Raw genomic sequence first — 13,023 nt, forward strand, 5'->3', positions numbered from 1 at the left:
CCTTGTCCCCCCGCAAGTCCGCCGCCCGCCCGCAGAAGCCGCGCCCCAACCCCCTGGACCAGCTCGGAATCACGTACGTCGACTACAAGGACACGGACCTGCTCCGGAAGTTCATCTCGGACCGCGGCAAGATCCGCAGCCGTCGGGTCACGCGCGTGACGGCTCAGCAGCAGCGGCAGATCGCCGCCGCGATCAAGAACGCCCGCGAAATGGCGCTCCTGCCGTACGGCACCCCGCGCTGATCCGAAGCCGCCCCTGTCTCCCGCTCCCTCCCCGTCACACCGCGCCCGCTGTTTTCCGTCTCCGGACGGAACACATCCGGCGCGGTGTGCGTCTGTTTTAGGGCATGGCGGACCGTGAGAGCTGTAATCAAGACGCCACCGCGCGTGCACGTGCATATGCCCATGCATCGGCATGTGAACACAGCTATGATCCGGGACAGTTGACCACTGCATCTAGAGCCACTAAAGGCACTGCACCACCGGGGAGCGATCTGTGCACCACGCGTTTAACGGCATGGCGGCCACGGAGCTTCACGGGGTGGTCTGGCAGAAGAGCAGGCACAGCAACTCGCAGGGCTCGTGCGTGGAGTTCGCGAAACTGCCGGGCGGCGACGTCGCCGTACGCAATTCGCGTTTCCCGGACGGCCCGGCGCTCGTCTACACGCGCGCCGAGATAGAGGCGATGCTGCTGGGGATGAAGGACGGGGAGTTCGACCACCTGATAGGCGGCTAGGCGCGCGGGCGCCTCAGCCTCGGCTGCGCTCTCAGCCCAGCTGGAACAGCGCCCAGACCACCTTGCCGCGCAGCGTCCCGGCGAGCGGGTGCCAGCCCCAGCCGTCGCTGAATGAATCCACCAGGAACAGACCGCGGCCCGACTCCGCGGAGAAGTCGTCGTCGGCTTCCCGCGTCACCGGGCTGTCGTCGCTGGGGTCGCGCACCGCGCACACCAGACGGGACGCCCAGCGCATCAGATGGAGCCGCACGGGCGGGTCCGGGTGCTCGCGCGGGGTGTCGGCGGGCAGTGCGTGCCGCAGGGCGTTGGTGACGAGTTCGGAGACGACCAGCGCTATGTCGTCGAAGCGCTCTTCCAGATCCCACTGCCCGAGCGTCTTGCGGGTGAACTGCCGTGCGCTGCCCACCGCTTCGTAGCGGGCGGGGAGGGCGACGGAGGCCGCGCTGGAGACCGCCGAGGGGTCGAGCGGGGGAAGGCCCTGCCGCAACGGCTCGAGCATGGTCGATCCATTCGTCCCCATGCGAGGCACTCCCCGGTTTCGCGGTACGTAGCGATGGAGCGGTGGCGCGGTCGGTCGCCGATGGTGCGGGTGGTACACGGTCGGTACAGCAGTGGCGCGCGGACCATGGTTCCGAATGCGCACAGCAGATGCAAGGGCAGATGCACGTGCACGCGCCGGACTTGGTGCCTCCCGTGCCACTTCTTGCCCATTTCTTCCCATGACTTCTTGTGAAGAGCTTTCGGACGCTTTCCCTTTCTGTAACCGGACGTGTACGGCCCGAAGCGTTTAATGGCAGACTGCTGGCTTCCAGTCGATGGGGAGGATTGAGCGAAGTGACCGCAGGGGAGTCGAGCGGCTCGGTGGTACGGCGCATCCTGCTGGGCTCGCAGCTGAGGCGCCTGAGGGAATCGCGAGGCATCACCCGCGAAGCGGCCGGCTACTCGATCCGCGCCTCCGAGTCGAAGATCAGCCGCATGGAGTTGGGACGGGTGAGCTTCAAGTCCAGGGATGTAGAGGACCTTCTGACGCTGTACGGCGTCACGGACGAAGCCGAGCGCGGCGCACTGCTCTCGCTCGCCAAGGAGGCCAACCTCACGGGCTGGTGGCACAGTTACTCCGACGTCCTGCCGGGCTGGTTCCAGACCTACATCGGCCTGGAGGGCGCGGCCTCACTCATCCGCGTCTATGAAGTGCAGTTCGTCAACGGCCTGTTGCAGACCGAGGCGTACGCGCACGCGGTCGTCACGCGCGGCATGAAGGGCGCGAGCGGGGCCGAGATCGACCGCCGCGTCGCACTGCGCCTGGAGCGCCAGAAACTCCTCGCCTCCGAACACGCGCCCCGCTTCCACTGCGTACTCGACGAGGCGGCGCTCCGACGCCCGTACGGCGACCGGGAAGTGATGAGGGGTCAGATCCAGCACCTCATCGACATCTCCGAGCGGCCCAACGTCACGCTCCAGGTGATGCCGTTCAGCTTCGGCGGCCACGCGGGCGAGAGCGGTGCCTTCACCATGCTGAGCTTCCCGGAGTCCGATCTCTCCGACGTCGTGTACGTGGAGCAGCTCACCGGCGCGCTCTATCTCGACAAGGCGGAGGAGATCGCCCAGTACGAGCGGGTGGCGGCGCAGCTGCACAAGGACAGCCCCGATCCAGCGGACAGCCGCGACCTTCTGCGCGGACTGCTTCAACTCACCTGAAACATAAGTACTATGACGTGAAATCAGGTGCTGGCGCACGTCCGTCTCCGTTGGCCGCTGCTCGCCGCCTGTTTCCGTCTGCTGCCGCGGCAAGGGGTCCGTCTCATGTCCTTCTTCACTGACCTGGCTCTCCAGTACATCGACGGGGAGTGGAGGACCGGCTCGGGCTCCTGGGACATCATCGACTTCAATCCGTACAACGGCGAGAAGCTGGCGTCCATCACCGTCGCCACGGCCGACGAGGTCGACCAGGCCTACCGCGCCGCCGAGCGCGCGCAGCGCGAGTGGGCCGACACGAACCCGTACGCCAGGCGCGGCGTCTTCGAGCGCGCCCTGCGCATCATCGAGGACCGCGAGGAAGAGATCACCGAGGCGATCATCGCCGAGCTGGGTGGCACCCGGCTCAAGGCGGCCTTCGAGATCCACCTCACCAAGGAGTTCCTGCGCGAGTCCGTCCACCTCGCGCTGCGGGCCGAAGGGCGCATCCTGCCGTCGCCGGACGACGGCAAGGAGAACCGCCTGTACCGCGTCCCGGTGGGCGTGGTCGGCGTCATCAGCCCCTTCAACTTCCCGTTCCTGCTGTCGATCAAGTCCGTCGCCCCGGCCCTCGCCCTGGGCAACGCGGTCGTACTCAAGCCCCACCAGAACGCGCCGGTGCTCGGCGGCAGCCTCGTGGCCAAGGTGTTCGAGGACGCGGGACTGCCGGGCGGACTGCTCAACGTCGTCATCACGGACATAGCCGAGATAGGCGACGCCCTGCTCGAACACCCGGTGCCGAGCATCATCTCCTTCACCGGCTCGGACCGGGTGGGCCGCCATGTCGCCACGGTCTGCGCCTCGAACTTCAAGCGCTCGATCCTGGAGCTGGGCGGCAACAGCGCGCTGATCGTCCTGGACGACGCCGACATCGACTACGCCGTGGACGCGGCGGTCTTCAGCCGCTTCGTGCACCAGGGCCAGGTCTGCATGGCAGCCAACCGCATCCTCGTGGACCGGGCCGTGGAGGCGGAGTTCACCGAGAAGTTCGTCGCCAAGGTCGCCTCGCTCAAGGTCGGCGACCCGGCCGAGCCCGGCACGCACATCGGCCCGCTCATCAACTCCTCGCAGGCGGACGCCGTCACGGCCGTCGTCGAGCAGGCCGTCGCCGCGGGCGCCACGGCCCTTCTGCACGGCCGCACCGAGGGCAATGTCGTCGCCCCCTCCATCCTGACGGGACTGCCCGCCGACTCCCCGGTCCTCGGCCAGGAGATCTTCGGCCCGGTCGCCCTGCTCATCCCCTTCGACGGCGAGGACGAGGCGGTACGGATCGCCGACGACAGCCCGTACGGCCTGAGCGGCGCCGTGCACACGGGCGACATCGAGCGCGGTGTGCGGATCGCCAAGCGCGTCAGGACCGGCATGATCCACGTCAACGACGGGACGGTGCACGACGAGGCGATCGTGCCGTTCGGCGGCGAGAAGAACTCGGGCGTGGGCCGGCTGAACGGCGAGTCGACGGTGGACGCCTTCACCACGCAGAAGTGGATCTCGGTGCAGCACGGGCGGACCCGCTTCCCGTTCTGATCGCCTTCTCTCCTCTCTCACCCACGGACTCACCCACGGACTCACCCACGGACTCACCCACGGACTCACCCACGGACTCACCCACGGACTCACCCACGGACCCTTGCGGACAGAACCTAACCGCAAGGGTCCGCAGCTTGTGAGGTGTCGGGAGGGAAGCCGAAGCACGGCGGACCCCGACTCCCCTCGGGAAAGGCGGACATCATGGTCACCCACGTCAGCTCGGAAGCGCGCGGCGACGAGCGCGGCGCCCTCATCGCCTTCGTGGAGGCCCAGCGCGGCGGCCTGCGCCGCTCGGTGCTCGGGCTCACCGACGAGCAGGCCGCTCAGCGGCCCAGCGCCGGCGAGCTGTCCCTCTCCGGCCTCGTGAAGCACGTCGCCGAGACGGAGCTGAACTGGCTGCGCATGGCCCAGCGGAAGCCGAACGAGAAGCAGCGCACCCAGGAGACCTGGGGCGACAGCTTCCGTCTCGTGGAAGGCGAGACGCTCGCCGAGACCCTGGACTTCTGGGACCTGGTCGCCCGCGAGACCGAGGAGTTCATCCGCGAGGTGCCGAGCCTGGACGACACCTTCCCGCTGCCCGAGGCGCCGTGGTTCCCGAAGGAAGGCGCGGTGTCGATGCGCTGGCTGATGCTGCACCTCGTCGAGGAGATCGCGCGGCACGCGGGCCACGCCGACATCCTCCGCGAGTCCCTGGACGGCAGGACGGCCTTCGAGCTGGTGGCGCTGGAGCAGGGATACCCTAGTCAAAGTTGATGACTGGGGGGCGAGCGGAAGGGCGCGGTACATGTCAGCGATCCGGCTACTGGTTCTCGGGGCCGTGCGCCAGCACGGCCGCGCCCACGGCTATCAGGTCCGCAACGACCTGGAGTACTGGGGCGCCCACGAGTGGTCCAACGCCAAGCCGGGCTCGATCTACCACGCCCTGAAACAACTGGCCAAGCAGGGGCTTCTGCTGGCCCATGAGATCGCGCCCTCCACGGTCGGCGGCCCGCCGCGCACCGAGTACGAGATCACGGAGAAGGGCACCGAGGAGTATCTGACGCTGCTCCGCGGGGCCCTCGTCGAGTACGGCCAGAAGCCGGACATGCTCACGGCCGCCCTCGGCTTCATCGTCGACCTGCCGCGCGACGAGGCGGTCGCTCTGCTGGAGGAGCGGGTCGGCCGGATGGAGGCGTGGCGGAAGTCGGTCACGGAGTACTACACGCCGGAGGACGGCCCCGAACAGCTCGGGCACATCGGCGAGGTCATGAATCTCTGGGTGCACCAGGCCGACGGTGACGCGCAGTGGACGCGCGGCCTGATCGAGCGGATCGAGGGCGGCGCGTACACCTTCGCCGGTGAGGGCGAGCCGTTCGTCGCGGTGCTAGCGGAGGGCGAGGAGAACCCGTACGCGACGGGCGAGCCGCACGCGGGGGACCGCGGCTGAGCGGGTCCGGCGGCTAATCAAGTTTGACGAATGGCCCCGACTGGGTTAGCTTCCTCTTTCTAGTCAAGTTTGACTACATGATCGATGAGGACCCGATGAGGCCCTGGTGAGCATCGATGAGGCCTGAAGTGAAGGACGAGGGGAGTCGGATGGCGGACGCGATTGTCGTCGAAGGCGTACGGAAGAGGTTCGGGGAGAAGGTCGCGCTCGACGGCCTCGACCTGAGGGTCGGCCGCGGCACCGTGCACGGCGTGCTCGGGCCCAACGGAGCGGGCAAGAGCACGGCGGTGCGGGTGCTGGCCACCCTGCTCCGCGCCGACGAGGGGCGCGCGGAGGTCGCGGGGCACGACGTGCGGCGCAGCCCCGACGAGGTGCGCGGGCGCATCGGGCTGCTCGGCCAGCACGCGGCGGTCGACGAGGAGCTGAGCGGCCGCCAGAACCTGGACATGTTCGGCCGGCTCCACCACTTGGGTGCGCGCCACGCGCGCGTGCGGGCCGACGAGCTCCTGGAGCGGTTCGGCCTCGCGGAGACCGGCCGCAAGGCGGTCAAGCGCTACAGCGGCGGCATGCGGCGGCGACTGGACCTCGCCGCCTCGCTCATCACGGAGCCCGAGGTGCTGTTCCTGGACGAGCCCACCACGGGCCTCGACCCCCGGGGCCGCGCCGAGGTGTGGGAGTCGGTGCGCTCGCTGGTCGGCGGCGGCGCGACCGTACTGCTGACCACGCAGTACCTGGAGGAGGCGGATCAGCTGGCCGACCGCGTCTCGGTGATCGACGGCGGCCGCGTCATCGCGGAGGGCACCCCGGACGAGCTGAAGGCGAAGCTGGGCGGCGACCGGATCGACGTGGTGGTGCGGGACGCGGCCGACCTCGCCCGCGCCGCCGAGCTGCTGCCCGGCGCCGCCACCGTGGATGCCGACCGGCGGCTGGCGTCCGCGCCGGTCACCGACCGGATGGAGGCTCTCACGGGCGTCGTACGGGCCCTGGACGGCGCGGGGATCGAAGCGGAGGACGTGGCGCTGCGCAGGCCCACGCTGGACGAGGTGTTCCTGAGTCTGACCGGACGCCCGAAGGAGGCCGAGGTCGTATGAGTACGTCGTTGAGCTGGGCCGTCACGGACTCCTGGACCATGACGCGGCGCGAACTGGCGCACTGGGCGCGGCAGCCGGTGCAGGTCCTGGTGGGCCTGGTCTTCCCGGTGATGCTGTTGCTGATGTTCACCTATCTCATCGGCGGCGGGGAGGGCATCGCGGGCGAGTACGCGGAGTTCCTGGTGCCCGGCATGTTCGCGCTGACGATGGCCTTCGGCCTGGACGCGACGATGGTCGCCGTCACCCAGGACCTGAACAAGGGCGTGATCGACCGCTTCCGCTCCATGCCGATGGCCAACGGCGCGGTCCTGGTGGGGCGCTCGGCCGCCGACATGCTTCAGTCCTTCGTCTCGCTGCTGGTCATGATGGCGGTGGGGCTGGCGATCGGCTGGCGCTGGCACGGCTCGTTCGCGGCCGTCCTGGCGGCCGTCGGGCTGCTGCTCATGCTGCGGTTCGCGATGCTGTGGCTCGGCATCCACCTGGCGATGGTCGCGGGCAGGCCGGAGCTGGTGGCGGCCGTGCAGATCCTGGTCTGGCCGGTCGGCTTCCTCTCCAACGCCTTCACGGTCCCGCAGAACATGCCGGGCTGGCTGGGCGCCCTGGTCGAGTGGAACCCGATGTCCGCGACCGCCACCGCCGTGCGCGACCTCTTCGGCAACGACCCCGGGGTGGCCGGCACATCCTGGGCGGCCGAACAGGCGGGGCTCCTGGCGGTGCTGTGGCCCGTGGTAATGGTGGGAGTGTTCCTGCCGCTGGCGGTACGGAGATTCACGGCGCTCAGCAAGTAGTGCGAGCAGCGGGCGGTTCCCGCGCGGTGCTCGGCTTGCACCTCACGCGACGTGAGGACGCAGGCTGAGCCGCGTACCGAGAAGGAAGGGCGGAAGCCGTGAGCTACTCCGTGGGACAGGTCGCCGGTTTCGCCGGGGTGACGGTGCGCACACTGCACCACTACGACGAGATCGGCCTGCTCGTGCCCAGCGAGCGCAGCCACGCGGGTCACCGGCGCTACAGCGACGCCGACCTGGACCGGCTGCAGCAGATCCTCTTCTACCGAGAGCTCGGCTTCCCCCTCGACGAGGTGGCGGCCCTCCTGGACGACCCGGATGCGGACCCGCGCGCGCACCTGCGCCGCCGGCACGAGCTGCTGACAGCCCGGATCGCCAGGCTCCAGGAGATGGCCGCCGCCGTCGAGACCGCCATGGAGGCGAAGAAGATGGGCATCAACCTCACGCCCGAGGAGAAGTTCGAGGCCTTCGGGGACTTCGACCCCGACCAGTACACGGAGGAGGTCGAGCGGCGCTGGGGCGACACCGAGGCGTACCGGGAGTCGCAGCGCAGGTCCGCGTCGTACACCAAGGACGACTGGAAGCGGATCAACGACGAGTTCGCGGCGGTCCACGCCCACCTGGGCGACCTGCTCGCCCAGGGGCTCGCGGCCGACTCCCAGGAGGCGATGGACGGCGCCGAGGAGCACCGCCGCTTCATCTCCCGGCACCACTACGAGTGCTCTCACGAGCTGCACACGTGCCTCGGGGAGATGTACGTGGGTGACGAGCGGTTCACCGCCTTCTACGAGGCCATCAGGCCCGGACTGGCGGCGTACATGAGGGACGCGATCGTGGCGAACGCGGCGCGCAACAGCTGATCGGTAAGGGGCGCTATCCTAGAAGGCGCCCCTTACCGCATGCCTAGTTGGACGGTGGAACCTGGCCGGGCCGCCCGGCGTTGATAACTTTGGGCGGCTGCACCCGCCGCCGCACCGCCCCCCCTCACCCTCAGGAGCCCGGAACCGTGACGACGCTTGCGCTCGGACCAAGCTGGCTGGATCCGGATTACCTGCTCAACCAGTTCGGCCTCTGGGGCCTGCTGGTGATCGTCTTCGCCGAGTCGGGCCTGCTCATCGGCTTCTTCCTGCCGGGTGACTCGCTGCTGTTCACCACGGGCCTGCTGATCACCACGCACAAGCTGGACACCCCGCTGTGGCTGGCCTGCGTGCTGATCTGCCTCGCCGCGATCCTCGGCGACCAGGCGGGCTATCTCTTCGGCAAGAAGGTCGGCCCGTCGCTGTTCAACCGCCCGGACTCCAAGCTCTTCAAACAGGAGAATGTGGTCAAGGCCCACGAGTTCTTCGAGAAGTACGGCCCCAAGTCCCTGGTCCTGGCCCGCTTCGTGCCGATTGTCCGTACGTTCACGCCGATCATCGCCGGTGTCTCCGGCATGCGGTACCGCTCGTTCATCACGTTCAACATCATCGGCGGCGTCCTGTGGGGCGCGGGCGTCACGCTGCTCGGCGCCTGGCTCGGCAACATCGAGTTCGTGCACAAGAACATCGAGGCGATCCTCATCCTGATCGTCCTCATCTCGGTGGTCCCGATCGCCATCGAGTTCCTGCGGGCGCGCGGCAAGTCCAAGAAGGCGGCGGCCGCGGGCGGCGCCCAGGGCACGCCCCCGGCCCAGCGCGGCAGGCACGCGAAGCGGTAGGTGTGAAGATGAGCCCGTCCGGCGTTTGAGGACTGGGCGGCCGGGGGCGGAGCCCCCGAAGCGCCCGCGCAAAGGTGCGGCCGCTGTTGGCCCGCCGGGGTCAGAATCCCCTGGTCCGCTTCGCCGCACGGCGATTCGCCGCGGTGGCCGCTCCCGGCAGCTTCAGGAAGAGCCGGGAGACCTCGCTCCCCAGGTTCACGCCGATCGCGATGGCCAGGGCCGTGGCGACGGCCGTGGTGAGCGAGTTGATGCCGGTGTTCAGGTCGTTCTGCGCGAGGGCCAGCAGGCCGAAGTACGTCGCGCTACCGGGCAGCAGCGGCCCGATCGCCGCCGTCACGTACGGCAGTGAGGACGCGAACCGGTAGCGCGAGAAGAGCTGCCCGAACAGGCCCACCAGACCGGCCGCGACGGCCGTCGCCGCGACGGGCGACAGCTCGAGGGGCGTATGCGCGAGGGCGCCGAACATCACCCAGGCGATGCCGCCGTTGAGCGTCACGATCAGGACGGTGTGACGTTCCTGCTGGAGCAGGATCGCGAAGGCGAGACTCAGCGCCATCGACGCCAGGATCTGGATGACCGGGCGCGACGACGACACCCCGAACTGCGTCTCCGGCGTCAGGTTCGTCGCGTCCAGCATCACGCCGAACGACAGCACGAGCAGCACGCCGCAGACGATGCCCACGATCAGGTACATGACCTCCAGGAGGCGCGCGGCCGCGGTGATGTAGTAGCCGGTCAGCCCGTCCTGCACACCAGCGACCAGCGCCCGCCCCGGGATCAGCGCGAAGAGCCCACCGGTGATGACCGCGGACGCCATCGTCGCCTCGGTGTGCGCGAAGCTCAGCGCGACACCCATCGCGGCGGGCGGCATCGCGGCCCCCACGAACTGGTAGAACTCCGGCAGCCCGCGCCCCGCGCAGAGCCAGGCGAGCCGGTCGCCGAGCATCGCGCCGACAGCGGCCACCACGAAGACCAGCGCGCCACCGCCCACCAGGACGGACGCGGCGCCCGCCAGCAGCCCACTGGCGGCCGTGAGGGCCCATCCCGGGTAGGGGTGACGGTTGCGCCGGATGCCCGCGAGGCGGCGGTAGGCCTCCTCCAGGGAGACCTCGGTGTCCGGGTCGCTGATGTCGTCCACCAGGTGGAAGACCGCCGCGAGCCGCGTGTAGTCGGTGCCCCGGCGGCGTACCGTGCGCGAGGCCGTGACGGGGTCCTCCACCAGCGAGGGCTGGTGGGAGATCGACAGGAGCGTGAACGTCACGTTCGGCTCGCAGCGGTCGAGGCCGTAGGAGCGGCAGACGGCGAACATCGCCGCCTCGACGTCCTCGGCGCCCTCACCGCCGGCGAGCAGCAGCTCCCCGATACGCAGCGTCAGGTCGAGCACGCGCGGCACGGCGGGCCCGCTGTCGTCCTCCTGCTTCTGCGCGGGTTCCGGAGCGGGCCGCTCGGTGACCGGCATCCGCAGCATCGTGCGCATCTGGTCCTGCCAGGGCGCTTCCTTGGTGAGCTTCACCAGGGGGATGCCCTGCGCGGGCGTGAAGGCCTGCGGGGCGTTGCGGGCGCTGTAGGTGGCCGGCGGCGTGAACGCCGACTTCTCGGTCTCCTGTGTCGTCGTGGGCGGCGGGGTCGCGAAACCGGTGGGGACGGCGAACTCGGAGGTGGTCTGTGACTCGTCCTCGGGCGCCGCCGGCTGCGACGACACCCCGGTGGGCTGCACGAACGCGCTGCGGGCGTCGTCCGACTGAGGCTTTCGGTCCTCGGCCTCATGCTCGGCCACTGATGCCCTCACTTCTCATACGACTCGTACGCACCCTCCGTATGGCCAGTATGGGCACAGATACACGAACGGGCCGCGCGGTCCGGAAGCCGGATCGCGCGGCCCGTTCGAGGCCGGAGGCTCAGTGGCCGCCCTGCGCCTCAGCACGCTTGTACGACTTCTCGATCTCGGCCTCGGCGTCCGCGCGGCCGACCCAGTCGGCGCCCTCGACGGACTTGCCGGGCTCCAGGTCCTTGTAGACCTCGAAGAAGTGCTGGATCTCCAGGCGGTCGAACTCCGAGACATGGTGGATGTCACGCAGGTGCTCCACACGCGGGTCCGAGGCCGGGACGCAGAGCAGCTTGTCGTCGCCGCCCGCCTCGTCGGTCATCCGGAACATGCCGATCGCGCGGCACTTGATGAGGCATCCCGGGAAGGTCGGCTCGTCCAGGATGACCAGGGCGTCCAGCGGGTCACCGTCCTCGCCGAGGGTGTTCTCGACGAAGCCGTAGTCCGCGGGGTAGCTGGTCGAAGTGAAGAGGCGACGGTCCAGCCGGATCCGGCCGGTCTCGTGGTCCACCTCGTACTTGTTCCGCGAACCCTTCGGAATCTCGATGGTGACGTCGAACTCCACGGGTGGCTCCTCCATGATCAGCACATACTTCGGGTGATTAAGTGTCCCTCACGCAGATGTGTGATCGCGAAAGGGGCTGGTCGTCGTGCCGGAGCTCAAGCCGTGGCAGCGGCCTCGGCAGCTTTTGAGACAGCTGCCCAAGCCTTCCGCCATCAAGCTCCCCCGGGTCTCGGGGAAGCTCACGACCTGGCAGCTCACGGCGGGTGCCGCCACCCTCGGCCTGGTGATTTCGGCCGGGGCGGTGGCCGCGGCCGGCCCTTGGGACTCCTCCGGCCAGCGTACGGCCGAGCGGGACCGGGCAGCCTCCCAGGAGGCCGGGGGTGGCGCAGATCACGGCGGTGGTACGTCCGGACGGGGCCCCGAGGCCGCTCCGAGCGCCCCTTCGGTGCTCGCCGGGCTCGGCGCGCCCGCGGGGACGGCGCCCAGGCCGACGGACCGCGCCCTCGCGGACGTACTCGATCCGCTCCTGAAGGATCCGTCGCTCGGCCCCGAGCGCTCCGCCGTCGTCCTCGACGCGGCCTCCGGGAAGCGGGTCTACGGCAAGGGGGCGCGGGACGGTCTGACGCCCGCGTCGACCATCAAGATCGCCACGGCGGTCGCGGCGCTGTCGGCCGCGGGCCCCGACCACCGGATCGCCACCAAGGCGGTCATCGAGCCGGACTCCAAGGACGTCGTCCTGGTCGGCGGCGGCGACCCCACGCTGACCGCCCGCAAGAGCGGCCGGTACACCGACACCGCCGCGAGCCTGCGCACGCTGGCCGAGGACACCGCCCGCGCCCTGAAGTCCCGCGACATCCACAAGGTGACGCTCTCCTACGACGCCTCGCTGTACTCCGGGCCGCCGCAGCACCCCATCGGACCCAACGAGAACATCACCCCCGTCAGCGCCCTGATGGCCGACGAGGGCCGCCTCGACGACTCCTCCAGCGGTCCCGCCCCGCGCTCGGGCGACCCGGCGGGCGACGCGGCGAATAAATTCGCGGGCTTCCTGAAGAAGCACGGCATCACGACGAAGGCCGCCCCCGGCCCCTCCCATGCCTCCCTCCGCGCCGAATCCCTCGCCAAGGTCGAGTCGCCGCCCCTGTCCGCGCTGGTCGAACGGATGCTGACCCACAGCGACAACGACATCGCCGAGGCCCTGGCCCGCCAGACGGCTGTCGCCGCGAAGGAACCGGCCAGCTTCGACGGCGCCGACCGCGCGGTCCAAGCTCAGCTCGGCAAGCTCAAGCTCCCTCTCAGGGGTGCCAAGTTCGCCGACGGCAGCGGCCTGGACCGCACCGACAGGATCTCCGCCGAACTGCTCGCCGCGCTCCTGGACCGCGCCGCGGACCCCGCCCGCCCCGAACTGCGCTCCGCGGTGACGGGCCTGCCCGTGGCGGGCTTCACCGGCACGCTGGTCGACCGCTACCCCAAGGACTCCCCGGGCACCGGCGTCGTACGCGCCAAGACGGGCACCCTGACCGGCGTGAACACCCTCGCGGGCACAGTCGTCGACGCGGATGGCCGCCTCCTCCTCTTCGCTTTCATGACCACCGGCACAAAGGACCCCCAGTCGGCCCAGAAGGCCCTGGACCACATGGCCTCGACCCTCGCGAACTGCGGGTGCCGCTAGGTCCCCTAGGGGCAGCCCCGGGGC

General features: G+C 69.7%; 14 protein-coding genes. 11 read left to right on the forward strand and 3 right to left on the reverse strand.

Annotation, left to right across the window (positions count from 1 at the left end; translation table 11 throughout):
• The first annotated feature begins 2 nt into the window (after positions 1–2).
• Positions 3–242, forward strand: a complete 240-nt coding sequence (gene rpsR, locus ACWDZ7_RS19250) for a 30S ribosomal protein S18 (protein ID WP_451798334.1) — start codon at positions 3–5, stop codon at positions 240–242.
• A 253-nt stretch (positions 243–495) separates the two neighbouring features.
• Positions 496–735 (forward strand): DUF397 domain-containing protein, encoded by a 240-nt coding sequence (locus ACWDZ7_RS19255; RefSeq protein WP_223775964.1) that lies wholly within the window; start codon positions 496–498, stop codon positions 733–735.
• Between the two features lie 31 nt (positions 736–766).
• Here the strand turns inward: ACWDZ7_RS19255 and ACWDZ7_RS19260 are convergent, their stop codons facing one another.
• Positions 767–1,255, reverse strand: a complete 489-nt coding sequence (locus tag ACWDZ7_RS19260) for an ATP-binding protein (RefSeq protein WP_451798336.1) — start codon at positions 1,253–1,255, stop codon at positions 767–769.
• Positions 1,256–1,569: 314 nt separating this feature from the next.
• On the opposite strand from ACWDZ7_RS19260, the gene ACWDZ7_RS19265 reads away from it, so the two are divergent.
• From ACWDZ7_RS19265 to ACWDZ7_RS19300, 8 genes are all read left to right on the forward strand, one after another.
• On the forward strand, positions 1,570–2,433 hold the full coding sequence (locus tag ACWDZ7_RS19265) for a helix-turn-helix domain-containing protein (protein ID WP_451798338.1): 864 nt from the start codon (positions 1,570–1,572) through the stop codon (positions 2,431–2,433).
• A gap of 105 nt (positions 2,434–2,538) precedes the next feature.
• Positions 2,539–3,996 (forward strand): aldehyde dehydrogenase family protein, encoded by a 1,458-nt coding sequence (locus tag ACWDZ7_RS19270; protein ID WP_451798340.1) that lies wholly within the window; start codon positions 2,539–2,541, stop codon positions 3,994–3,996.
• 204 nt (positions 3,997–4,200) lie between these two features.
• Positions 4,201–4,752 carry a DinB family protein gene (locus ACWDZ7_RS19275; protein ID WP_451798341.1) on the forward strand — a complete coding sequence of 184 codons (552 nt, stop codon included), beginning with the start codon at positions 4,201–4,203 and terminating at the stop codon, positions 4,750–4,752.
• Between the two features lie 31 nt (positions 4,753–4,783).
• Entirely contained in the window at positions 4,784–5,425 is a 642-nt protein-coding gene (locus tag ACWDZ7_RS19280) for a PadR family transcriptional regulator (protein WP_451798343.1), read from the forward strand.
• A gap of 149 nt (positions 5,426–5,574) precedes the next feature.
• The gene (locus tag ACWDZ7_RS19285) at positions 5,575–6,516 is read left to right on the forward strand and encodes an ATP-binding cassette domain-containing protein (RefSeq protein WP_451798345.1); all 942 of its coding nucleotides are present in this window, start codon (positions 5,575–5,577) and stop codon (positions 6,514–6,516) included.
• Complete coding sequence (locus ACWDZ7_RS19290) at positions 6,513–7,304, forward strand: ABC transporter permease (protein WP_451798347.1); 792 nt, start codon at positions 6,513–6,515, stop codon at positions 7,302–7,304. The genes ACWDZ7_RS19285 and ACWDZ7_RS19290 overlap by 4 nt, the downstream gene beginning before the upstream one ends.
• 98 nt (positions 7,305–7,402) lie before the next feature.
• On the forward strand, positions 7,403–8,161 hold the full coding sequence (locus tag ACWDZ7_RS19295; protein WP_451798349.1) for a MerR family transcriptional regulator: 759 nt from the start codon (positions 7,403–7,405) through the stop codon (positions 8,159–8,161).
• A 146-nt stretch (positions 8,162–8,307) separates the two neighbouring features.
• A complete protein-coding gene (locus ACWDZ7_RS19300; protein ID WP_451798351.1) occupies positions 8,308–8,997 on the forward strand; it encodes a DedA family protein in 690 nt (229 codons plus the stop codon).
• Positions 8,998–9,097: 100 nt separating this feature from the next.
• On the opposite strand, the gene ACWDZ7_RS19305 is transcribed toward ACWDZ7_RS19300, so the two are convergent.
• Together ACWDZ7_RS19305 and ACWDZ7_RS19310 are read right to left on the reverse strand one after the other, a co-directional pair.
• Positions 9,098–10,774: a threonine/serine ThrE exporter family protein gene (locus ACWDZ7_RS19305; RefSeq protein WP_451798353.1), complete on the reverse strand. Its 1,677-nt coding sequence runs from the start codon at positions 10,772–10,774 to the stop codon at positions 9,098–9,100.
• 121 nt (positions 10,775–10,895) lie between these two features.
• Complete coding sequence (locus ACWDZ7_RS19310) at positions 10,896–11,387, reverse strand: inorganic diphosphatase (RefSeq protein WP_055549835.1); 492 nt, start codon at positions 11,385–11,387, stop codon at positions 10,896–10,898.
• A gap of 85 nt (positions 11,388–11,472) precedes the next feature.
• Between ACWDZ7_RS19310 and dacB the strand changes: the two genes are divergently transcribed.
• Entirely contained in the window at positions 11,473–12,999 is a 1,527-nt protein-coding gene (gene dacB, locus ACWDZ7_RS19315; protein ID WP_451798355.1) for a D-alanyl-D-alanine carboxypeptidase/D-alanyl-D-alanine endopeptidase, read from the forward strand.
• Positions 13,000–13,023: the final 24 nt, after the last annotated feature.

It is taken from the genome of Streptomyces sp. NPDC003032 (assembly GCF_053591415.1).